Raw genomic sequence first — 22,873 nt, 5'->3', positions numbered from 1 at the left:
ACACGAATGTGTGACACTTTGTGTTACACCTCTTAGACAAAGAGGCTTTTGCAGACCAAGAAAAACTTTAACACACTGATAATTAAAAGAAATTAAAAGTGAAATCAGAAAAGTTGGAGTTGGCCGATAAGCCGGGTTCTGTCGTGGACAATCATTCCTCTAGGCCAGCAATTGCTCACTGGCTCAAGCAACCTACCCGCTCCCCGTGCGGGCCGCACGTAAAGGGAGCCTATTTGGTCTTGCTCCGGGTGGAGTTTACCTTGCCACACACTGTTACCAGCGGTGCGGTGCGCTCTTACCGCACCCTTTCACCCTTACCTCAGTTTACACCGAGGCGGTCTCCTCTCTGCTGCACTTGTCGTCGGCTCACGCCGCCCAGACGTTATCTGGCACCCTGCCCTTTGGAGCCCGGACTTTCCTCCCCTTTCGCAAGCGAAAGCGGCGATTGTCTGGCCAACTCCGGCGCGCATTCTACCTAAGTCTGAAACGTATTACGACCGAAACCTCACATTCCCTCTCAACTTTGCCCTTCACACTCAAATAACAGCGAGCTATTGGCACTTACCCAATTTTTTATTCGCTATTTTTTTAGTTTTTTTGCGATTTATAAAAAAATAAAAAACCAATTAACAACAGTGATTTACGAAGCCCAACCCTACCCCCCCGCCAATCCATGTGTGTTTTTTGTAAATTTTTTGTAGGGGATTTTTCAAACCTGTTCGTCTTTGTTCATAAGCGGTGATATTGCCGCGGGTCTAACACTCAACACAAATGTAGACCGAATACGTAAACAACTGTTGCAACGTAACTTTTATCCGTGGTTGCTGCGAGTAGAGCACGAATAACGTTACCTTTGATGTTTACTTCTAATTAACAATAATTAGTCAGGACAGCAGTCAACATGTATAAGAAAACAAAAGTATCCTGCGCGGTCGCTGCGGTATTCACCTCAATGGTGAGCATGCCGAATGCAATGGCTCAACAAGCCGCGTCAGAGCAGGAAGTCGAAACCATTGCCGTTACCGGTATCCGTTCATCTGTTGCCAAATCAATGGATGTAAAACGCAGCTCTTCTGGCGTAGTAGACGCCATCAGTGCTGAAGATATTGGTGATTTCCCAGATACCAACCTTGCCGAATCCCTACAACGTATTACCGGTGTGTCGATTGACCGCTCTGGTGGTGAAGGTCAATTAATTACCGTTCGTGGTTTTGGACCGCAATTTAACACCGTACTGGTAAACGGCCGTCAAATTGCTTCTGAAAACCAAAGCCGTGCGTTCAGCTTCGACACCATCGCCTCTGAGTTGGTTAGTAGCTTAGACGTTCATAAAACGTCTACAGCCACTAAGCAATCTGGTGGTGTTGGTTCTACAATTAATATCAATACCGCTCGCCCTTTTGCCATTGGTGGTTTTAAAGTCGCGGGAAGCATTAAAGGGGTGTACGACGAAAATAGCGAAGAAACCACACCGCAATTTTCTGGTTTGATCAGCAACACCTTTAACGACGACACCTTTGGTGTATTGTTCGCGATCTCGCACCAAGAACGCAAAACCCGTTTAAACCAAGCGCAAATCGATGGTTGGTTAGAAAACGTTGGAGTACCAAACCCTGTCACAGAAAGTGGCGACGCATACACTGGCAATGTGTTTTCACCACGTAACTACGACCACAAAGTCACATTTGAAGAACGCACTCGTACCAATGCTAACTTAGTACTGCAATATGCACCGAATGACGAATTAGTGATCACGGCTGACGCCTTGTACTCAGATTTCGACACAAAATCGAGCGCCACATCGTATGGTCATTGGTTTACTGCACCGAATATTCAAGGTGTAGCTGATGATGGCAGTTTATTCGACGCCGACGGCAACCGATTAAGCCCAACGGTAGATGCCAACGGCACGGTTGTCGACTTATATCAAGAAGTGGGTTTAGCCACAGATATGCACGCTAAGCGCTTTGACCGCCTGACAGAAACCGTAGCGCTGGGCCTTAACTTTGATTATCAATACAGCGATAACTTAAACCTACAATTCGACTTGAGCCACTCGAAAGCAGAACGCGAAGCCAATAACGGCGGCGGTGATCAGCTTTCTTTGATCGGTTATGCGAACCGCGTTCGCTTTCAAGTAGACAACAATATTCTGCCCGTCGCGAGTATGTTTGCTGAAGCAAATCCAAACATCTACAGCGGCCAGCAGGAAATAGACGGCGCTATCACCACATCACCGGTTGATGGTTTCCCTGCTTACGACAGCAGCGTTACTCCTGATGGGGTTAGTACACTGCTTGATAAAGCGAACAGTCGTGCGCACGTTATGCTTCGCCGAGGTTGGGCGGTTGAAGATGAAGTCACACAATTGCGCTTCGACGGTGACTATTTCACCGATACAGGTGGCATCACAGAGATCCGCTTTGGTACACAATACAGTAACGAAACCAAGCGTTTAACTCGCTGGGATAATGAAGGCGTAGGCATTCATTGTACGTACTGTGGCTACCCAGATCTCCCTGAAATTCCTGCTGATGCCCAGTATGTGTTCGATGCGGGCAGTGACTTCCTCGGTAATGTGAGTGGTAGCGGCCGTATGCCTACCTCATGGTTAGCGCATGACGGCGAAGCAAACTTTGCTTATTTAGAAAACTACTACCAAAGCGTTAACGGCGACAGCATCAGTTTTGACGCAGTGCGTCGCAATAACAGCTTTGAAGTAGAAGAACAAATCTTGTCGGCCTACTTAGAAATGGATTTTGAAGGCGAAGTAGCTAACATGCCATTGTATGCAACCGCAGGATTCCGTTACGAGTCGACCGACGTTACTGTAACCGGTACTGAAGCTCCCATCACCAGCTTAACCGTGCTCGACCAAACAGAAATGTTGGCTAACTATGGCGATGCACAAGCTATTGATGTGGGTGCAGATTACGATGTTATTCTGCCTAACTTCAGCCTTAAACTCGAAATTACCGACGACTTAATTGCGCGTGCCGCTGTGTCTACCACAATCACGCGCCCAACTTTGGAAAGCATGTCGCCGGTAACGGTGATCACAACCACACGTCAAGGTGGTGACTTAACCTCAACCAGTGGTAACCCTGGGTTAGAGCCGTTTGAGTCTGATAACCTCGACTTCTCACTCGAATGGTATTACGACGTAGCCAGCTACGCGTCTATTGGCTACTTCCGCAAACACGTATCTAACTTTATTGTGAACAGTCAACAAGATCGTACGTTTACCCTGAGTGACGGCAGCTTGCTAACTGATCCTTCAACAGGCTCAGATACCAGTGGCGCTGACGCAGCAGATAGCGCTGCCGTGTTTACCAATACACTGCCAAACAACGGTGAAAACGCCATTGTTGACGGTTTTGAAATGGCAGTACAGCACACCTTTGACTCTGGCTTTGGCTTTATTGTGAATGCAACCTTGGTTGACAGTGACGCCGAACTAGACCCATACGACATCAACCAAGTGTTTGCCCTCACCGGCTTAAGTGACTCTTACAACTTGGTAGGTTTCTATGAAAACGACGACTTTATGGTTCGCCTTGCCTACAACTGGCGTGGTGAATTCGTTCAGTCTCTCACTCAATCTCAAGGTGATGGCCCAACCATTGTCGAAGACTACCAACAGCTAGATCTGAGCGCGAGCTACAATCTGTCTGATTCTATGTCGGTTTTCTTTGAAGGTATAAACCTCACCGAAGAGTTTGTGCACAAACGTGGTCGCTTCTCTAACCATATGTTGTTGGTTGAAGACAGCGGTCGCCGTTGGGCACTGGGTGTAAGAGGTAGCTTCTAAACTAAGCTACACTTTACCGACGCAGCATATGTCCCGGTTGTTGCGTCGGTAATTCCCATTGTGCTCTTTGAGCAGAATGAGACATAACCATTTGGCCAAGTGATTATGCCTCATTGCAATACAGTGGAGTTTACAGTGTCGAAGTCAACACTTCCTATTCGTACAGTAGTCGTCGTCGGTGGCGGTGCCGCTGGCTGGATTACGGCTGGACGTATCGCGGCCGAACACGGCAAAAAAGACCACCATCCGGTAAAAGTGGTACTGATAGAGTCTCCTCAAGTTCCCACCATCGGCGTAGGTGAAGGCACCTGGCCAACAATGCGGAATACGCTGATAAAGTTAGGCATTACAGAAACCGATTTCATCCGCGAGTGCGATGCCAGCTTCAAGCAGGGGGCAAAATTTGCCAAGTGGACTACCGGCGCTGAAGATGACTTTTACTACCACCCACTTATGCTTCCTCAGGGGTTTGCTCAGGGGAATTTAGGGCCTTATTGGCAGCAACACCAACACACTATTGGGCAGTCTTTCTCTGAAGCCGTGTGTTTTCAAGAAGCCTTGTGTGAGCACAATTTAGCGCCTAAGTCGATCCGCCACGCCGAATTTGCTGCCGTCGCCAACTACGCTTACCACCTTGATGCGGGCAAGTTCACCCAACTTCTCACACGGCATTGCACCGAAAAACTCGGCGTTACCCATATTCTCGACAATGTTACCGGTATTGTCAGCCATGATAATGGTGATATTGCAGCCCTTGAAACCTCACAAAACGGGCTGTTGAATGGCGATTTATTTGTTGACTGTTCGGGGTTTAAATCTCTGCTGTTGGGCCAGCATTATCAGGTGCCTTTTGTGCCGTGTGATGATGTTTTGTTTATCGACCGAGCATTGGCTGTTCACGTACCCTATGAAGACGAAAACAGCCCGATAGCAACTCACACTATTTCAACCGCCCAAGACGCTGGCTGGATATGGGATATCGGTTTACAGCAACGTCGTGGTGTAGGGCATGTTTATGCGTCTCGTTACCAGAGTCAGGATGAAGCCATGCAACGTCTAGCTGCTTATGTAGGCCCCGCATTTGACGAGTCGTCGGTGAGAGAAATTCCGATACAAAGTGGCCACCGTCAGCACTTTTGGCAAAATAACTGTGTTGCTGTTGGTCTGTCTGCGGGCTTCCTTGAACCTTTGGAAGCCTCGGCCTTGGTTTTAGTTGAATTGTCTGCCGCAATGATCGCAGAGCAACTGCCTGTAAATCAGCAAACCATGCCTATTATTGCCAAGCGATTTAACGACACCTTTCAATATCGCTGGCAACGTATAATCGACTTTCTCAAGCTACATTACATGCTAAGCAAACGCGATGACTCTGCGTTTTGGCGTGATAATCGCGACCCTGCAACAATCCCAGAAAGTCTGCAAACCCTGCTGGCACTGTGGCAATACCACCCACCTTATGACCACGACTTTACCAGTAACAATGAAGTCTTTCCGGCGGCCAGCTATCAATATGTTATGTATGGGATGGGCTTTACCTCTGATTTGTCCTTTGGGCAAAAACAGGTGGCCGACACCTTTGCCCAATCTCAACTGGCGATGGCACAGCAAGCCAAACACAAAGTATTGCAAGCGTTACCCACTCACAGAGCGCTGCTCAATAAAATTAAACAGTTCGGCCTTCAGCCGGTGTAATAAAAGAGATACCCTATGTCTATGATTGCCTTAAATCCAAACACTCATCAACACTTGCGCGTTGACCCCGATAATGCAGTAAAGGTGGGCGCCGATCAGCATTTGATCCCCGTGGTTGTGTCTGAATTCCAAAAACTAGTCGTAACTTATCCGATTGTACTGACCAAGCATGCAGAAACCGGACAATTTACTTGCTCTGTACTCACAGGTTTTGACGAAGGCGAGAATCTGTTTTGGCAAGAAAACCAATGGCAAGCATTGTCGGTCCCCGCTCAGATTGAACGCCACCCTTTTTTTGTTGGTGAAGAAACCCGCGAAGATGGGCAGGCGCATGCCGTAGTATGTATTGACGAAGCTAGCCTAGCACTTAGCCAAAACGAGGGAGAGGCAATATTTGATGCCGAGGGTCACCCCACGGTTTTCTTTAACAACAAGCAACAGTTATTGGCTCAATTACTCGACGGTGAACAACAAACCCGAGCCTTTATCGACATATTGTTGTCGTACGAACTCATTACCCCCATTACCCTTGATATTACATTTGGCGATGGCTCAAGCAAAAAAGTACAAGGGCTTTTTACCATTGATGAAGACAAGCTTGCTGCTTTGCCAAGCGACGCTATTGGCTCGCTTCATTCGCAAAAATGGTTGCCATACATTTATACGTTGATCGCGTCGAATGCACAGATTTATCACCTCATAGATCGCAAGAATAAACGTATAGCACAAGGAAATGCTTGGTTTGGCTGATTGTGCGGTTAGTGTTCATCACATTGGTGAAAGTCTCACTCCACTGCTCGTGGTTGATCACTTTCACCCTCACCCCTCGGCATTAATTGAGGCCGCGAACAGTCAAACTTTTAGCGCGTTACAAGGCGATTTCTACCCCGGTTTACGCGCGCCTTTCCCAGCGCATTACCTCGATTATCTCCAGCAGACGCTCCCCCAACTCTTGCAGCATGCCGGTCGGGCAAATGCTCCTGTGTCTTTGTCGCTGAATCAGTTTTCTATTACCACAACGCCACAAGACAAACTCAAACCCATTCAATGCATTCCACACATTGATACCACAGCCGATAACGAATGGGCGATGGTGCATTATCTATTTCATCACGCGAATGATGGTACGGCCTTTTATCGACATCGGGCCACCGCGTTAGAACGCGTGCATCAGCATAATTACGCCCAGTACATGCAATGTTTGAAAACACAAGCAACAACTGAAGGCTTACCGCAAAAAGCCTATATTCAAAATACAACATCGTTGTTTGAGCAAATTGGTCAGGTAGAAGGGGTATTTAATCGCGCCATATTCTATCCAGCAAACGTGTTTCACTCAGGGCGGATCAATGTGAGCAACGGATTGAGCGAAAGCCCCGCACTGGGTAGGCTAACGGCCAATGCCTGTATTCAGTGGTAAGCTAGTAGGTAGCCCGCACACCTATGGCATAGCGGGCGCCGGCATCTTGTACTAGCAATAACTGATTGTTAAACCGCCCGTGTTTGTGCACAGTTTCATTGGTCAGGTTGATCCCTTCCACATAAACCGACACTTGATGACTGAGTTGGTATGACGCACTTGCATCCCATTGTTCATAGGGGTTAACAAAGGTTGGCTCATTGCTTTGCGACTGCACCAAAGATTGTAAGAACCCCCCGCGCAGGTTCCACGCTACGCGCCACTGCCAAGGCCCTTTTTCATAAAATAGCACGACATTTCCTGCGCCCGATAAACCCGTTAAGGCGAATTTTCGTCTTACATCGTAACGGTCAAGTTCTGCATTGCTGTCGACTGCGCTAATGTTGGCCTGTAGTCCAAAACCCGATTCGCCAAACGCATGTTGCCAACTCGCCTCCACACCTTGCACCATTGCAGTTTGACCGTTTGCCGGCCGCATAATATCGAACACGGCTTCGCTGTCTTGTGCATCGGGAGCGTCTGGATCACTCCCTGTACTGGGGTCGGTAATACCAGCGAATAACACGTCTTCGTTATCGCTCACTATAAAATTGTCTACGTATTTACGAAAATATGCCGCCGAAAGATAACTGTCTTTTTGATAGTAGTATTCCAGTGCAACATCGAAATTACGCGACTCAAAAGGCGTTAATTTAGGGTTGCCCGCCGCCCCGCGTAAATCCCCACCTTGTCGGGTTGTAGTAAAGGTGATCCCCGGTGACATTTGCGACAACGTAGGTCGAGTAATGCTGTGAGAATACGCACCGCGCAATACCCAGTTGTCGTACAGCATGGCTTTTACATTGATACTGGGCAGCCAATGTAAGTATGATTGCGAGGCTTGTATCGATATGGGCGACCCTGTAATCGGGGCCAATTCGGTTTTATCTAAAATCACTAACGATTCTAAATTTTCCGTAATGCCGCTTACCGTTACATCGGTGTATTCCACCCGCATTCCACCATGAGCAACAACCGCTAGCGGAGACCAATCCCATTCAAACGACAGATCGGAATACGCCGAATAAGTGGTTTCAGCAATTTCATAGGAGTTATTGCGTTTTTGCGCACCGAGATCCACACCCCCTACTGATTCCAAATAAGTAAATAAGGCTTCTCCGTCATGTCGTAGCCATTGAGTCGGAATAGACTGATGGCCGCTAATGCCGCCGAGAAAATCTTCACCGGCGTTAAACAAGGTCTGAAAGTTGTCGGGAATATCAGGCGAATCAAAATAACCACAAAAGGTACAATGGCGGGCGTTGCCCTCGTTGTCATAGCGCGTATTTCGTTTCGTTTGCTTGCCGATGCGCCAGCCAAAATTCCACTGTGTTAAACCTTGGCTTTGTAATAACCATTGACCGTCGAGTTTCCACTGGGCCACATCATCCTGAACATCCCAGCCTCGCTTTAGCATAACGTGAGCACGACCATTGGCGGGGTCTAGGTAGTGCCCAACGCCAGAGGCATTGCCGTAGGCATCGCGTTGGGAAGCCAGCGGAGACTCAAACCCATAAATTGCCGGGAGAACATTGCCCGCTCGATGATCGAAGGTCGATCGATTCAAATACCCTATTAACGACAGCGCATTGCCGCTGCCATTTTTATCTTCAGACGACGCCCGAGAATAGGATAAATCGGTATCGATGATCACATGATCACGGGCGAACCACTGTACATTAAGGCCGAGAGCATCGAGTTGGCTTTCGCGATTAAATGTTCTGGCATGAAAGTCTGTCGCATGGCCTTGCTGTTGAGAAAAATACACCGCAGTGCCTTGCGAATCCACCTCTACGTTTTCTAAATTGCTAGACGTAAACCAATGCCCCATCGACGTTGCCGAGGTGTTCACATCAAAATGCGAGCCCAAATAATCGAGTGTAATGTCGATGTCGTCACTAGGGCGATATTGCAATACCAGTGTACCGCCGGTACGTGATCGCTCATCAAACCGAACTCGTTGATCGTAATTCCTCGGCACATACAAGGTGTCGACGGGTCGCGACAGTTCACTGTCTGGTACGTCTGTGTTCACAAGCCAACCGTCGATTTGCGCTTCGTCTATTCGCGCCTGACGCTGATGATGGGTCAGTGAGAACAACACCCCAAACTTGTGATTATTATACGTATTGCGAAATAACAAAGAGCCTTGAGGGCGAGTACTTTCAGCATTGGTATCGTATTGGGCTTCAACACTACCGGCAATACGCATGCCCCGATACGACAATGGCTTGTCTGTCACTATGTCTATGGTGGCGCCGATCCCGCCCGATTGTTGTGTTGCCTGCCCTTGCTTATAAACCGTTACATTACTAACCAGCTCAGACGCTAAGGTATCAAAGCTGAATTCCCGCCCGAGGGAGTCTGTGGCAAGTTGACGACCGTTGATCATCACACGGTTAAACTCAGGGCCAAACCCCCGCACGGTTACGTACTTTCCCTCGCCTTCAGAACGGTCAATCGACACCCCCGATACCCGTTGTAGCGCCTCAGCAAGGTTTTGATCAGGAAACTTCCCCATTTCTACCGACTGAATGGTGTCTAATAAAAAGTCGGCGTCGCGTTTAATACCAAGAGATTGCGCCGTTCTCGCCCGTAAACCTCGTACTTCAATGTATTCAACCAGACGCGTCTGGTCATCCACGGGTACGCTCAGCATAGCGTCTTGTTCAGCCACAAGGCTGCGTAGCCAGCGTTGAATAAATCCAGACGAATCTTCCTCTTCCGCTACGGTAATCTTGATTTGCCCTTGGCTGCTTACTTCGGCACTGAGGCGTGTGCCAGCGAGCAACAACGCCATAGCTTCGGTAACTGAATAAGCCCCTACTACCGCATTGGCCTGTGTGTGCCGCACCTTATTGAAGGGAAAAATAATGGTAAGATCTGCTTGGCTGGCAAAATCGATCAGCGCTTCATCAGCGCGTTTAGCTGGAATGGAAAAATTAACAATCTTGCGATTTTGTACCACCTTGTCGTTGTGTGTATTGGCATGCGTAGCAAACGATGAAAAAGCGAACACAGCAGCAATTGGCGCCAAATTCAAATTAACCAATTTACCCAACATTCACCTCACGTTTGGCGATAATAACTTCACAATCGCTACACAAAACAACTACAAACCAAATTCACTCTAGGCATATTTACGCCTCAGCACTAGGCCACAACCCTATAATAGTGGGTGGCGAAGTGTAAAGTAAAAATCACAATTGGTTAACAATAATTAACCATTAGTCTACCTATCCAAAGTTGAATATTTTTCATCTCCCAATTGGGGGAAAATAACCGTCCATTCGTCATGACATTAGGTAACGCAAGATTTCATGAAAATGTCGGTTGATAAAACAATACATAATGCCTACATGCTCGCACGTAACGGGATGGCCAAAATGCTGTCGCGCCTCGTGCCGCCCAAAGAAGTTGACGACATTCTTCAAGATACCTACGTTCGCTTGTGTCAGGTAAAAGACACCAGCCATATCCGTGAGCCGCGTTCATTTTTGTATAAAACGGCCCGCAATCTTGCTTACGATCATCTTAAACGTGCAGACGTTCGATTAATTGATGATGCAATTGAAGCCCATGACCATCTGGAAAATCACCACGGTGACGACACTGATGAAACCTTGAAGCAATCAGCCAATCAGCAAGAGTTTTCGCATTTTTGCGATGCGGTGAGGGCGCTTCCGCCACAATGCCGACGAGCATTTGTACTTAAAAAGGTCTACGGCTATTCTCAAAAAGAAATTGCATCTGAACTAGGAATAAGTGAAAAGACAGTGGAAAAGCACATCGCCGAAGGCATAAAACGATGTACTGTGTATATGCGTAACATTGAACAGGGGAACCAACCTGACCGGAGTCAGCGAGGTAATCAACATGGATAATCAGGTTAACAATGTCGTGCCACTGCACAATCACGATAAAATTTTAGATGAGGCAAGCCTGTGGTTAACCAAGCTAGATGAAGGGCTAACCCATGAAGAAACACAGGCATTAAAACAGTGGCTGCGTTATCGTCCGCATCAAAACACATTTTTAGAAATGGCAAAGTTATGGGACAACATGGAAGTGCTGTCAAAGCTTGCCGACTTGGTGCCGCCCCCTCGTACTCAAAAGCGAGTGATGAGTCCGTTGAAAATAGCGGCATCGTTCGCTCTTGTTGCCATACTCGGTGTGTTTGCTTTTAATCAAATGCCCACCGACTCAACACCGGCCATAGCACACATCCAATCGAGTATGCCATACAACACTAAGGTGGGTGAGCAGCGAGAAGTACAATTAGCAGATGGTAGCCGCCTAGTACTAAATACCAATACTCACGTGGTGGTGACATATACCGACCATCAACGCTTGATAGAATTGGCACAAGGCGAAATTCACATTGATGTAGCTAAAGACAAAGCCCGCCCTCTTAATGTCATTGCCGACGGCCAAATGATCCAAGCCGTAGGCACGGCATTTAATGTACAGTGGGTTGATAACAACCTCGATTTAATTGTTACAGAAGGGCGTGTTCGCGTGGCTACGCAAACCCTAGATACCAACGCTTTAAGACAAGCGACGGAAGTGCGGTTGCCTGTTACGTCTATGTCGCTAACCCAAGGTCAACAATCGTATTTGTCTGCGCCTGAGAAGGTTATCACTCGCCTTGCTCAAGACGACATTAACGCTGACCTATCCTGGCGTGCGGGTAAGCTAGTGTTTCGCGGAGAACCGCTGTCTGAAGTTATTGCCGAGGTCAGCCGCTACACCGATACCCAACTGCAATTAGCCGACCCAGCATTGGGTAACATTCAAGTAGCTGGGCTGTTCAATACCCAAGACCTTGACGGCTTACTCACCGCGTTGGCAGAAAACTTTCATCTTAGCTATCAGCGTAATGCCAACAAAACAGTGTTAATCAATAAAGCTGAAGGGTAGTTTTATTCATTCCCTTTTGGGCGACAACAACGTTTAAGGCACAAAAAAACGCCGGTGGCTTTCGCGCACCAGCGTTTTTTATTACAACCCTAATTACGCGTCAGGCGTAATCGCGTTGTGGTAAACGTCTTGTACGTCGTCACAGTCGTTCAACATGTCCATAAATTTCTCAAACATTGGCATGTCGTCTTCACTAATTTCAACTTCCGTTTGTGGCATAAAGCTGATTTCTTCTGCCTCAAAGTTGATATCAGGGTATGCGTCAGTCAATGCTGTTTTTACCGCATAAAACTCAGTATGTGGTGCATAAACGGTGACTTTGCCGTCTTCTACTTCCACGTCTGTTACATCAACGTCTGCTTCCATTAATACTTCTAAGATTGCATCTTCATCATCGCCTGCGAATTGGAAAATCGCCTGATGATCGAACATGTGCGCTACCGCCCCCTGAGCACCAATTTTAGCGCCTGTTTTGGTGAAGCAGTTACGTACATCTGTGATAGTACGGTTGTTGTTGTCGGTTAGACAGTCAACAATCACCATACAGTTGCCGGGGCCAAAGCCTTCATAACGCGCAGGCACGAAATCTTCACCTGCACCACCCACTGCTTTATCAATCGCTTTGTCGATAACGTGGCTAGGTACCTGATCTTTTTTCGCTTTTTCAATCAAACGCTTAAGCGACAGGTTGGTGTCCGGCTCTGGACCACCATTTTTTGCGCACACGTAAATTTCTTTACCGTACTTAGAATAAACTTTAGTTTTCGCGCCAGCGGTCTTCGCCATGGCGTTCTTTCTTACTTCAAATGCTCTGCCCATCTTTTATCTCTTCTGTAAGAACAATTGCGCCGTCACGACGCTGGAATATAAAAATATTGCGGATTTTACCGATTTTGCCGCTTAGTTTACAGTTTTTGCACAAAACAATTATGGCAAATGTTCTCTTGCGAGGTATTCGCGAGACTGCATTTCTTTTAACCGGCTTAAACAACGCTGGAATTCAAAGCTCAATCGCCCGTCGGTATATAATGCAGTGAGTGCCACTTCAGCAGACATGATCAGCTTAACGTGACGCTCATAAAATTCATCGACCATGGCAATAAATCGGCGTGCTACATCGTCATTTTGCTGCCCCATTTGCTTCACGTTAGCCAACAAAACAGTGTGATACACACGGCTCAACTCAATGTAGTCACTCTGACTGCGCGGCCCTTCACACAGCTGTGCAAAGTCGATCATTAATACCCCGTCGGTGTGATTCAGGGTTTTAATTTGTCGATTGTTTACATTGATCACCGCGTCTTTTACGCCAGCTTCTGGCGACAGTTGAGCAAAATAACACATCAAATTTTCTGTTGCGGCTTTGTCTAATGGATAATGGAATATCTCGGCTTGCTCTAGCGTACGCAAACGGTAATCCACCCCACTATCAACATTGATCACTCGGGTGTGTTTATTAATCAGCGCAATGGCTGGTAAGAAGCGCGCACGTTGCAGCCCGTTGCGATATAGCTCGTCGGGAACAATGTTAGAGGTAGCAACCAACACAATACCATGAGCGAACAGGGCTTCCATTAGGGTGCCAAGGATCATGGCATCGGTAATGTCAGAAACGAAGAACTCGTCAAAGCAAATCACCCGCGCTTCTTTGGCAATATTCGCAGCGACAATTTGCAATGGGTCTTGCTCTCCCCCCAATTGCTTAAGATCTGCGTGAACGCGGTGCATAAAACGGTGAAAATGCACCCGCATTTTTTTATCAAAAGGCAAGCAATCAAAAAATGTGTCTACAAGGTACGTTTTACCTCGGCCTACTCCGCCATAAAAATAAATACCATCAATTGAGGATTTCGCTGCGGCTTTGCCAAACAGCCCTGACACTTTGCCAAATAACCCTGAAGGTTTGTTGTTCTGTTGGTTAACTAGGTCGTCAAATAAGCGTTGTAATTCTTTAACGGCGTTTTGTTGCGCTGGGTCATGATGAAAATCCTCACGCTTTAAGTCTTCTTGATACTTTTCCCATGGTGTCATAGACAGCGGTAACTCCCGAATACATCGTCGATGTGTGCGCGAAAAACGGCAAACTCATCATTAAAAGTCAGCAAGGTTCACAAAGTGGTGCTAAGGCTTCTGAATAATAGCTGCACCGACCTGCTTGAAAATTGTAATTATGACCTTAATTTATCGCTAAATCACGGTAGAATCGCCGGATAGCGCGGTTTCACCTGCAAACCACAGCACAAAACGATAATGTTGTGGGTTACAGGGTGGAAAAACAAACTGGCGGCGACAGTGTTCAGACATATTCTGCCACAAAGTGTCAGCGCAAAGTGAGTTTGATCTTGCTATAGTCTGAATATACTTGCCTGAATATATGATTCAGGTGATCACGTGATTGAGTTGGAATTTTGGAGACCCCAATGGAAGTAATCATCCCTCTCGCTTTATTGATTGTTGGTTTAGTTATTGGCTTTTTTGTTGCCCGATTTGTTTACACAAAAGAAGGCGCGATTAAAGCGAATGAACAAGCAGAACGCGCGTTAAAGTCGCTAATGGCAGAACAAGCTTCTCACCACTTGGCACAAACGCGTCATTCACTTGAACTGATCCAAAACCAATGCGAGGGATTAAAGAAAGATCTTGACAGCTATGAAAAGCTGTTAGCGCAGGATCCTGAAAACGCCGAACCTCGCGTTCCGTTTTTTGGCGAAGAAGCAACAACGTACCTTCGCAATAACTTGAAATCGAATGAGCAAAGCCGTGTGCAAACCACTCCAGGTGCGCAACCAAGAGACTTCGCAAAGTCGGGTTCAGGGCTATTCGTCGGCACTTCAACGCCATCTGCCGCAGAAAAAGAATAGTATTCGGAACTTTCATTCTGCATTGAGGGTCACTGACAAAGCATACGCATAACGCATTGAAACTTGAGGAGTGTAAGCGTCTATGAATAAGTATCTTCGCCAGTTTGTATTGGTGTCAGGAGTGGTTGTGGGTTCGTTAACGTTAACCGCACAATCACAAGCCGCATTGCCATTTTTTGGTTCTGACAAAGAAGCCGTTCCCTCACTGGCACCTATGTTAGAAGAAGCAAAACCCGCGGTTGTCACAATTTCAGTCGAAGGCACGCAAGTAGCCAGACAGAATGTGCCCGAAATGTTCCGCTATTTCTTCGGTGGGCCTCAGGAGCAAGTTCAAGAGCGTCCATTTAAGGGCCTGGGTTCGGGTGTGATTATCGACGCTGAAAACGGTTACGTTGTGACCAACAATCACGTAGTGGATAACGCTGACAAGATTACCGTTACCCTTACCGACGGCCGTAAAATTTCAGCCAAGAAACTGGGTGCCGATGAGAAAAGCGACATTGCATTACTGAAAATTGATGCAGAAGACCTTGTAGCACTACCCATTGCCGACTCAGACGACTTGCGGGTGGGTGATTTTGTTGTGGCGATTGGTAACCCTTTCGGCCTCTCTCAAACCGTGACGTCAGGTATTGTTAGCGCATTGGGTCGCTCTGGTTTGAATATTGGTGGCTACGAAGACTTTATTCAAACAGATGCCGCCATTAACCGTGGTAACTCGGGCGGTGCCTTAGTTAACCTAAACGGCGAGTTGGTAGGTATTAACACAGCAATTTTTGGGCCGAACGGTGGCAACGTGGGCATTGGCTTTGCCATCCCGAGTACCATGATGAAAAACTTGGTCGACCAAATTGCTGAATTTGGTGAAGTGCGTCGTGGTCGTTTAGGTATTCTAGGGTCTGACGTAGACCCTGACCTCGCGAAAGCCATGAAGTATCCGACCAATATTGGCGCGTTTGTCAGTGAAGTACAAGAAGACTCTGCTGCCGAAAAAGGCGGTCTTCAAGCTGGTGACATCATTACTAAAATCAATGGTAAAAAGCTCAGTGGTTTTGGTGAATTAAGCGCGAAAATCGCCAGTATGGGTGCCGGTGCCGAAGTTGAAGTAACCGTTATCCGCCAAGGCGACGAAGTGACCCTAGAGGTTGTACTGGACGACGCCACCAGCTCAGAAGTTGTGGCTAAAAATATTCACGCCGCCCTTGAAGGTGCATCACTCGCCAATGGCGAAGACGACGCAGGCAACCAAGGCATTAGCGTAGAAGACGTGGCCAGTGGCAGCCCTGCACAGAGCATTGGTTTGCGTAAAGGCGACTTAATTATCGGTGTAAACCGACAGCGAGTACGTACCATGAGTGAGTTCCGCACCCATGTAGACGACAACGAGGGCGTGCTTGCCTTGAACGTCAAACGCGGTAATTCGACCCTGTACTTGGTTATTCGCTAAACTAGGTTAATAATCAATCCAAAGCCCCATGCTTAAGCTGGGGCTTTTTTATGTAAGGTAAAATACGTCAAGGTATTGTTTTAACAAGTACAAAAACTAGTTGAAAATGCCTTTCAGTGTTATCCTTTGCGCTACTATTCACTTCCCCCACTATTGCATATGGGGCGGGACTAAAAGAAAGATTAACCGTGACTGGCAAGCCGTTTTTAACATTTCTACTTCGTTCATCACTCATGGGCCTCATCGTTGCTGTGGTGATGCTATTGTTTGTGCCAGGTTTACGTGGCAGTGGTAGCTTTGGCTCAGACTGGTTAAATTCAGCGTCTCCCGCTACAACGCGAGAATCCTACTTTACCGCCTTAAGCAAATCTGCCCCTGCGGTTGTGAATATTTACAGTATTAGTGTTGAGCGTGAAATCGGCTTATTCAGGAACCGCTCACGCGAACGAGCTAGCTTGGGGTCTGGCGTAATCATGACAGATAGCGGCTACATCTTAACCTGTTATCACGTCGTTAAAGATGCAGACGACATCCGCGTGGCTGTACAAGACCAAAACCGACTTATCGATGCCCAGCTAGTCGGGATCGACCCAGCCACCGACCTCGCCGTATTAAAAGTGAATTCAGAAAACCTGCACGTTATCCCCCAATTAGAAAAAACCGATATTCGCGTAGGCGATGTGGTTATGGCAATTGGTAATCCTTACAACGTTGGTCAAACAATTACACAAGGCATTGTGAGTCGAACTGGCCGCAACGGTTTGTCGAACTTTGTTGATTTTATTCAAACCGATGCCGTGCTTAACCAAGGAAACTCTGGTGGTGCCTTGGTTGACAGTAATGGTTATTTGGTCGGGATCACCAATGCCAATTTCCAGATTAGAGAAAACAATCGCGTGCGCCAAATTGACGGTATTAACTTTGCGGTTCCCTACGCGTTAGCCAAACGCATTATGGACAAAATTATTGCCAATGGCCGAGTGGTACGTGGCCAATTAGGTTTTGAAGGGGCCGAGAACACCAACGGCGCTGGCGGTATATTGGTAACAATGACAAGCCCGAATAGTGCGGCGGAACGCGCGGGCTTGCGCCCAGGAGACTTAATTGTTGCCATTGATGGCAAAGCATTAGAGAGCGCGGCAAAAACCCTCGATTTGATTGCCGAAACCGCACCAGGTACAAAAATAGAGTTAGAGATCAGTCGCGACGGCGAACCATTAACACTCATCGCGACACTGGATGAGTTTGAATATACTCAATAGCGATACATTTCACGAAGGCGAAGCACACAGCATTGGACACTGAAGTCATATTTTCACAAACGCATAAGCACGGCAGCTTTACTATTAAAGCGAGTGGCGATCTGCTCATCGCATTCCCAAAAGGTACATGGTCTACCTCTTGCCTCGACGACTATATTGAAACCATCACCGAATTGCGGCGCAAGCGAAACATGACTCGCTTTGCCAGCATTATCTGTATGCGCCATTGGCAATTAGCACCACCAGAAGTACTGGCTACCATGCGCAGCTTTAACCAGCACGCCAAAAATCAAGGTATGGTCGCCCAATGGTTAATTGGCCGCCCTTCTAACATGGTGGCGTTACGCGTTGCAGAACAAACGCTAAAGCAAAAAGTGGATTTTGTTAAAACCAGTATTGAAGTAGAAGACTGCTTAGACGAGTTACAAAGTTTAGGCCTGAGCTTCGACCCCAGCCGTGTTATTTCCGCATTTGAGAAGTATTCGGTGTAGTGTGAAAGGCGTGGTCAACGCTATTTAGGATGGGTCAAACACATAAAAAAAGAGCGTATTCACGCTCTTTTTTTATCAGTAATATGTGTGTTTAGGCTTCTTCTTTTGCCCGCACAATCTCTGCTCCTAATCCACCGAGTTTGGTTTCGATAGACTCATAGCCTCTGTCGAGGTGATAAATACGGTTTAAGTGTGTTTCACCTTCGGCAACTAAACCGGCAATCACAAGGCTCGCTGAGGCGCGTAAATCGGTTGCCATCACAGGCGCGCCTTTCAGTACCGACTCGCCTTTAGACACTGCGCTATTTCCTTCGAGCGCTATTTCAGCTCCCATGCGATGTAGCTCTGGGACATGCATAAAACGATTCTCGAAAATGGTTTCGGTTACCACGCCAGTGCCCTTGGCAACGGCATTTAAGGCAACGAATTGCGCCTGCATGTCGGTGGGGAAACCAGGGTGCGGAGCGGTTTTTACCTTAACAGCGACCAGTTCACGCCCTGCCATGTCCAGCTCAATCCAGTCGTCACCACAGGTTACTTTGGCACCGGCTTGAGACAACTTATCGAGCACGGCATCGAGGGTTTCTGGCGCCGCATTAAGACAACGCACTTTACCACCAGTAACGGCAGCGGCGACCAAGAAGGTGCCGGTTTCAATGCGATCAGGTAACACGCGGTAATCGCAACCGTGCAATGACTCAACACCTTGAATATGAATACTGTCAGAGCCTGCACCGGTAATTTTCGCGCCCATTTGATTGAGGCAGTTAGCCAAATCAACAATTTCAGGTTCGCGGGCGGCATTCTCAATAACTGTCTCGCCCTCTGCAAGGGTCGCAGCCATCATTAAGTTTTCTGTGGCGCCAACACTCACAATATCCATAAAGATGCGTGCGCCTTTCAAGCGTCCGTCGACGTGCGCGCGAATATAACCTTCATCCACGGTGATCTTCGCACCCATTCGCTCTAAGCCTTTAAGGTGCAGATCAACCGGACGAGCGCCTATCGCACATCCACCCGGTAAAGACACATTGGCAGTACCGTGACGCGCTAACAAGGGGCCAAGCACAAGGATAGACGCGCGCATTGTACGAACAAGTTCATAAGACGCGGTATCGCTTGATAATTCAGAGGCTGTCAAAGTAACCTGATTTGCCTCGTTGTCGCTCACCGCAACACCTAACCCTTTGAGCAACGCAATCGTAGTATTAATATCGCGTAACGCAGGTACGTTTGTGTATCGACAAGGTTCTGCAGTTAGTAAGCTAGTCATGAGCAGCGGAAGTGCCGCGTTCTTAGCGCCGGAAATCACCACCTCGCCTTGTAGGGAGGGGCTTTTTTTAATGATGAGTTTATCCACTGGCAGAGCCTGTCAGTTATTGCGGTACATGGAACTGGCGTTCGCGCTGCCAGTCTTTTTCAGAAAACGTCTTAATTGAAATAGCATGCATTGAACCGTCGGCAATTTTATCAGCCAATGGTGCATAGACTGCTTGCTGCCGCTTCACACGGCTCATGTCGTTAAACGCATCGCTAACGGCAATGATATTAAAATGTGAGCCTTCGCCCGTTACATGCACTTCAGTCAGGTCGAGTGCGTCTTTTAATAAGGTTTCTATTTCCTGAAGATCCATAAATCCACTATTGGTCAGTCGAAAATGTTAATTCGTCATTCTACCGTCAAAAAGTCTTCAACGTCGCTAATTTTTGCTAATTTAATTAACTTATCAGGAATTGATTCCAGCTGTAGCTGAATCCCCTTCTGCTTTGTATCACGCATGGCATTAATTAGCCAGGCAAGTCCAGCACTGTCAATACGCTTAACCTGCCCTAGATTTAACTGACAACGCTGGGCACGGATAAGTTCCTCGCGCTCTTTGGCCGACAATAACTGCCACCAATTCTGTTTGATGTGTTCGCGGTCAAGTGCACTTGTTACCACGAACCCATCACTAGGGCTACCTGTGTAGCTAATCACTACTCTTCGCCCTCGTCGTCTTTCACGCCACTTTGCTTCAATTTGTCCATTTCGCTGGTATCAGACAAATCTACAGGTTTAGCAATTTTGTCTCGCATAAGCGCAAGTACAGGCTCAATACCGTCCTGACGCAAAATCGATTCAAACTCACTGCGCTTGCTCGACAACAAACTGATGCCTTCAGCTACCATGTCGTATGCTTTCCACTCGTTTGTTTTCGCGTTCTTGCGCACTTTAAATGCAATGTTTATCTCTGGTCGTGTTGGGTCTTGCACCACTGCACGAACCGTTACTGATTTTTTGTCGGCAAACTCGCCATTCGGCTCAAACACCACTTCTTGGTTATCGTAATAACCCATCGCCACCGCGTATGTGGTGATCAAATACTGACGAAATACACTGACGTACTCTTCCAGCTTGTCTTTCGGTACGGTTTTAAAATGTTTCCCTAGCACCATAAAGGCGGCAAATTGATAATCAATATGCGGTAGCAACTCTTCTTCCATGATAGTGCGAAGCATTTCAGGGTTTTGCTTAATTTCAGTCTGATTTGCTTTAATTCGAGCGAAAGTGCGGCTTGCCACGTCTTTCACCATTTCATAGGGGTTCTGCTCGTTCACTTCTTGCGCCTGTAGCGGCGATGTGATCACGAACAGGCAAAATGCCATCAAACCTACTAACTTTTTCAACGTACTTGCTCCTAACACACTTTTCATAGAGACCAACGCTTATTCATCGCTGCCGCGATTAAACAAAAACTGGCCGATCAAATCTTCTAGCACCAACGCAGACTTGGTATCTTGGATATAATCCCCGTCTTGCAAATTTTCAATACCGTCAAAGGCGAAACCGGGTTGAAAACCAATATATTGTTCGCCCAATAAGCCCGACGTTAAAATTGACACCGAACTGGTCTCTGGGAACTCGCCATATTCACTTTGAATACTCAGTTCAACCACAGGGGTAAAATCGCTGTCGTCTAATTTAATCGACGCCACACGGCCTACGGTTACTCCACCCACTTTCACCGCTGAGCGCACTTTTAAGCTGCCGATGTTGTCGAATTTGGCATAGAGCGTATAAGTATCACCGTCGGCTGACATCGACTTGTTTGCCACTTGTAATGCCAACAACAACAGTGCTCCTACGGTAAGAATGACGAACACGCCTACCATCATCTCAGTTTTATACTTGTTCATTTACGCTCCCAATTACTCAATACCGAACATCAAAGCAGTGAGCACGAAATCCAGCCCCAACACTGCCAAAGATGAAAAAACAACTGTCTGTGTGGTTGCCTGGCTGATCCCTTCCGACGTGGGAATTGAATCATAGCCCTTAAATATGGCAATCCAGGTCACAACTAGGGCAAAAACAAGGCTTTTTATCACCCCGTTTACCACATCTTCATTCCATTCAACGGTCGATTGCATAATCGACCAATAACTACCGGCATCGACACCTAACCAATCAACACCAACTAGATGGCCGCCAAGGATACCTATTGCACTGAAAATCAGTGCCAACATTGGCATTGAAATAATCCCCGCCCAAAATCGCGGTGCAACAACTCGACGTAGAGGATCAACAGCCATCATTTCTAAACTGCTCAATTGCTCTGTCGCTTTCATTAAGCCAATTTCAGCGGTGAGTGCAGAGCCTGCTCGGCCAGCAAACAACAAAGCGGTGACCACTGGGCCAAGCTCTCGCAACAAAGACAACGCAACCATTGGCCCCAAACTTCCTTCGGCGCCATAGCCGACGAGAATGGTGTAACCTTGGAGCGCCATAACCATGCCGATAAACAAGCCTGACACGATAATAATTAACAGTGACTGAACACCCACTACATATACTTGGCGTATGGTAAGTGGCATGTTTTTTAATTGTGGCAACGCGAACAACGCGCCAAACAACATCATGCCCGCCCGTCCGAAAGCCGCAACTTTCGCTAACGTGTTAGCGCCGACTGACTGAATAAAGTTCATTATTTGCCTCCTAGCAAGGCTTGCTTGAGGTCATCAGCAGGAAAGTGGAAGGGCACAGGCCCATCTGCATTGCCGCGTAAAAACTGTTGAACTAACTCAGAATCACTGTTTTTGATTTGCTCTGGTGTACCCGCACCAATAATGCGTTTATCAGCCAAAATATAAATGTAATCGGCAATGGTCAGTACTTCGGTAACGTCGTGCGTAACCACAATACTGGTTAAGTTCAAGGCATCATTTAGCTCTTTGATAAGCTTCACTAGTACACCCATTGATATGGGGTCTTGCCCAGCAAAAGGCTCGTCGTACATGATTAAATCTGGATCTAATGCAATCGCACGGGCGAGAGCGGCACGTCTCGCCATGCCGCCAGAGAGTTCGCTCGGCATCAAACTGGCTGCACCACGTAACCCCACAGCTTGAAGCTTGAGTGATACGACGGTTTTAATAATATCTTCAGACAGCTTAGTGTGTTCACGCAGCGGAAAAGCCACATTGTCGAACACTGTCATCTCTGTGAACAAAGCGCCGCTTTGAAACAACATACTCATACGTCGGCGCGTTTCGTATAAACGGCGACGACTCATTGAAACGATAGACTCACCATCAAATTCAATATCACCTTCATCTGGGGTAAGCTGCCCCCCGATGAGTTTTAATAATGTCGTTTTGCCAATTCCGCTTGGCCCCATAACCGCTGTGATAGCGCCTTTTCGCACGTCTAACGAAATATCTTCATAGATAACTCGTTGACCGCGACGAAATGTCATGTCTTTGACTGTTACTAATTTATCCATCATTCGGTCGATTTTATGTATCCCAAAGAGGCTGCGTTAAGTTTCTGAAACGTCTGACTAACAGACCGGTAAAAAGTTTTGTCACTTTCAAATCCAGGCCACCATTTTACGCAATAATTGCGCTTGTCCCCAAACGTAAAAAGTTACAAGTTATGTTCTAAAATATA

At 47.2% G+C, this 22,873-nt stretch carries 20 protein-coding genes and 1 other RNA gene; 10 read left to right on the top strand and 11 right to left on the bottom strand.

The window, feature by feature from the left end:
* Positions 1 to 111: 111 nt before the first annotated feature.
* An RNA gene (rnpB, locus tag ACXAH6_RS08025) (RNase P RNA component class A) lies at positions 112 to 461 on the bottom strand.
* 440 nt (positions 462 to 901) lie between these two features.
* On the opposite strand from rnpB, the gene ACXAH6_RS08020 reads away from it, so the two are divergent.
* From ACXAH6_RS08020 to ACXAH6_RS08005, 4 genes are all read left to right on the top strand, one after another.
* Positions 902 to 3,811, top strand: coding sequence for a TonB-dependent receptor (locus ACXAH6_RS08020; RefSeq protein WP_474876136.1), 2,910 nt, complete (start codon positions 902 to 904; stop codon positions 3,809 to 3,811).
* Positions 3,812 to 3,946: 135 nt separating this feature from the next.
* A complete protein-coding gene (locus ACXAH6_RS08015) occupies positions 3,947 to 5,503 on the top strand; it encodes a tryptophan halogenase family protein (RefSeq protein WP_474876135.1) in 1,557 nt (518 codons plus the stop codon).
* Positions 5,504 to 5,518: 15 nt separating this feature from the next.
* Positions 5,519 to 6,253: a SapC family protein gene (locus ACXAH6_RS08010; protein ID WP_474876134.1), complete on the top strand. Its 735-nt coding sequence runs from the start codon at positions 5,519 to 5,521 to the stop codon at positions 6,251 to 6,253.
* Positions 6,246 to 6,923 (top strand): DUF6445 family protein, encoded by a 678-nt coding sequence (locus ACXAH6_RS08005; protein ID WP_474876133.1) that lies wholly within the window; start codon positions 6,246 to 6,248, stop codon positions 6,921 to 6,923. The genes ACXAH6_RS08010 and ACXAH6_RS08005 overlap by 8 nt, the downstream gene beginning before the upstream one ends.
* Before the next feature lies 1 nt (position 6,924).
* On the opposite strand, the gene ACXAH6_RS08000 is transcribed toward ACXAH6_RS08005, so the two are convergent.
* A complete protein-coding gene (locus ACXAH6_RS08000; protein ID WP_474876132.1) occupies positions 6,925 to 10,026 on the bottom strand; it encodes a TonB-dependent receptor in 3,102 nt (1,033 codons plus the stop codon).
* A gap of 262 nt (positions 10,027 to 10,288) precedes the next feature.
* Between ACXAH6_RS08000 and ACXAH6_RS07995 the strand changes: the two genes are divergently transcribed.
* Together ACXAH6_RS07995 and ACXAH6_RS07990 are read left to right on the top strand one after the other, a co-directional pair.
* Positions 10,289 to 10,846, top strand: coding sequence for an RNA polymerase sigma factor (locus ACXAH6_RS07995; protein WP_474876238.1), 558 nt, complete (start codon positions 10,289 to 10,291; stop codon positions 10,844 to 10,846).
* Positions 10,839 to 11,882 carry a FecR family protein gene (locus ACXAH6_RS07990; protein ID WP_474876131.1) on the top strand — a complete coding sequence of 348 codons (1,044 nt, stop codon included), beginning with the start codon at positions 10,839 to 10,841 and terminating at the stop codon, positions 11,880 to 11,882. Before ACXAH6_RS07995 ends, ACXAH6_RS07990 begins: the two co-directional genes overlap by 8 nt.
* Before the next feature lie 93 nt (positions 11,883 to 11,975).
* Here the strand turns inward: ACXAH6_RS07990 and ACXAH6_RS07985 are convergent, their stop codons facing one another.
* Entirely contained in the window at positions 11,976 to 12,701 is a 726-nt protein-coding gene (locus ACXAH6_RS07985) for a YebC/PmpR family DNA-binding transcriptional regulator (RefSeq protein WP_474876130.1), read from the bottom strand.
* Positions 12,702 to 12,809: 108 nt separating this feature from the next.
* Positions 12,810 to 13,913 carry a cell division protein ZapE gene (gene zapE / locus ACXAH6_RS07980; protein WP_474876129.1) on the bottom strand — a complete coding sequence of 368 codons (1,104 nt, stop codon included), beginning with the start codon at positions 13,911 to 13,913 and terminating at the stop codon, positions 12,810 to 12,812.
* 389 nt (positions 13,914 to 14,302) lie between these two features.
* Between zapE and ACXAH6_RS07975 the strand changes: the two genes are divergently transcribed.
* The 4 genes from ACXAH6_RS07975 to ACXAH6_RS07960 all read left to right on the top strand — a co-directional run bounded on the left by ACXAH6_RS07975 (position 14,303) and on the right by ACXAH6_RS07960 (position 17,943).
* Positions 14,303 to 14,743 carry a ZapG family protein gene (locus ACXAH6_RS07975; RefSeq protein ID WP_474876128.1) on the top strand — a complete coding sequence of 147 codons (441 nt, stop codon included), beginning with the start codon at positions 14,303 to 14,305 and terminating at the stop codon, positions 14,741 to 14,743.
* Between the two features lie 82 nt (positions 14,744 to 14,825).
* Positions 14,826 to 16,190 carry a DegQ family serine endoprotease gene (locus ACXAH6_RS07970; protein WP_474876127.1) on the top strand — a complete coding sequence of 455 codons (1,365 nt, stop codon included), beginning with the start codon at positions 14,826 to 14,828 and terminating at the stop codon, positions 16,188 to 16,190.
* A 188-nt stretch (positions 16,191 to 16,378) separates the two neighbouring features.
* A complete protein-coding gene (locus ACXAH6_RS07965) occupies positions 16,379 to 17,452 on the top strand; it encodes a trypsin-like peptidase domain-containing protein (RefSeq protein WP_474876126.1) in 1,074 nt (357 codons plus the stop codon).
* A 32-nt stretch (positions 17,453 to 17,484) separates the two neighbouring features.
* Positions 17,485 to 17,943, top strand: coding sequence for a hypothetical protein (locus ACXAH6_RS07960; RefSeq protein WP_474876125.1), 459 nt, complete (start codon positions 17,485 to 17,487; stop codon positions 17,941 to 17,943).
* Between the two features lie 91 nt (positions 17,944 to 18,034).
* On the opposite strand, the gene murA is transcribed toward ACXAH6_RS07960, so the two are convergent.
* Genes murA through ACXAH6_RS07925 form a run of 7 tightly spaced genes read right to left on the bottom strand, consistent with a single transcriptional unit; the run spans position 18,035 to position 22,706 of the window.
* Complete coding sequence (murA, locus tag ACXAH6_RS07955; RefSeq protein WP_474876124.1) at positions 18,035 to 19,303, bottom strand: UDP-N-acetylglucosamine 1-carboxyvinyltransferase; 1,269 nt, start codon at positions 19,301 to 19,303, stop codon at positions 18,035 to 18,037.
* 16 nt (positions 19,304 to 19,319) lie between these two features.
* On the bottom strand, positions 19,320 to 19,577 hold the full coding sequence (locus ACXAH6_RS07950) for a BolA family protein (protein WP_474876123.1): 258 nt from the start codon (positions 19,575 to 19,577) through the stop codon (positions 19,320 to 19,322).
* A gap of 35 nt (positions 19,578 to 19,612) precedes the next feature.
* Positions 19,613 to 19,921 (bottom strand): STAS domain-containing protein, encoded by a 309-nt coding sequence (locus tag ACXAH6_RS07945; RefSeq protein ID WP_474876122.1) that lies wholly within the window; start codon positions 19,919 to 19,921, stop codon positions 19,613 to 19,615.
* Positions 19,921 to 20,589, bottom strand: a complete 669-nt coding sequence (locus ACXAH6_RS07940; RefSeq protein ID WP_474876237.1) for an MlaC/ttg2D family ABC transporter substrate-binding protein — start codon at positions 20,587 to 20,589, stop codon at positions 19,921 to 19,923. Before ACXAH6_RS07940 ends, ACXAH6_RS07945 begins: the two co-directional genes overlap by 1 nt.
* A gap of 60 nt (positions 20,590 to 20,649) precedes the next feature.
* Positions 20,650 to 21,120 carry an outer membrane lipid asymmetry maintenance protein MlaD gene (gene mlaD, locus ACXAH6_RS07935; RefSeq protein WP_474876121.1) on the bottom strand — a complete coding sequence of 157 codons (471 nt, stop codon included), beginning with the start codon at positions 21,118 to 21,120 and terminating at the stop codon, positions 20,650 to 20,652.
* A 12-nt stretch (positions 21,121 to 21,132) separates the two neighbouring features.
* Positions 21,133 to 21,909: a lipid asymmetry maintenance ABC transporter permease subunit MlaE gene (mlaE, locus tag ACXAH6_RS07930; protein WP_474876120.1), complete on the bottom strand. Its 777-nt coding sequence runs from the start codon at positions 21,907 to 21,909 to the stop codon at positions 21,133 to 21,135.
* The gene (locus tag ACXAH6_RS07925) at positions 21,909 to 22,706 is read right to left on the bottom strand and encodes an ATP-binding cassette domain-containing protein (RefSeq protein ID WP_474876236.1); all 798 of its coding nucleotides are present in this window, start codon (positions 22,704 to 22,706) and stop codon (positions 21,909 to 21,911) included. The genes mlaE and ACXAH6_RS07925 overlap by 1 nt, the downstream gene beginning before the upstream one ends.
* Positions 22,707 to 22,873: the final 167 nt, after the last annotated feature.

Source organism: Alteromonas sp. ABE4_545, from assembly GCF_056161325.1.
Note: the sequence above shows the minus strand (reverse complement) of the source record. Positions and strands in the feature narration are given on the sequence as shown.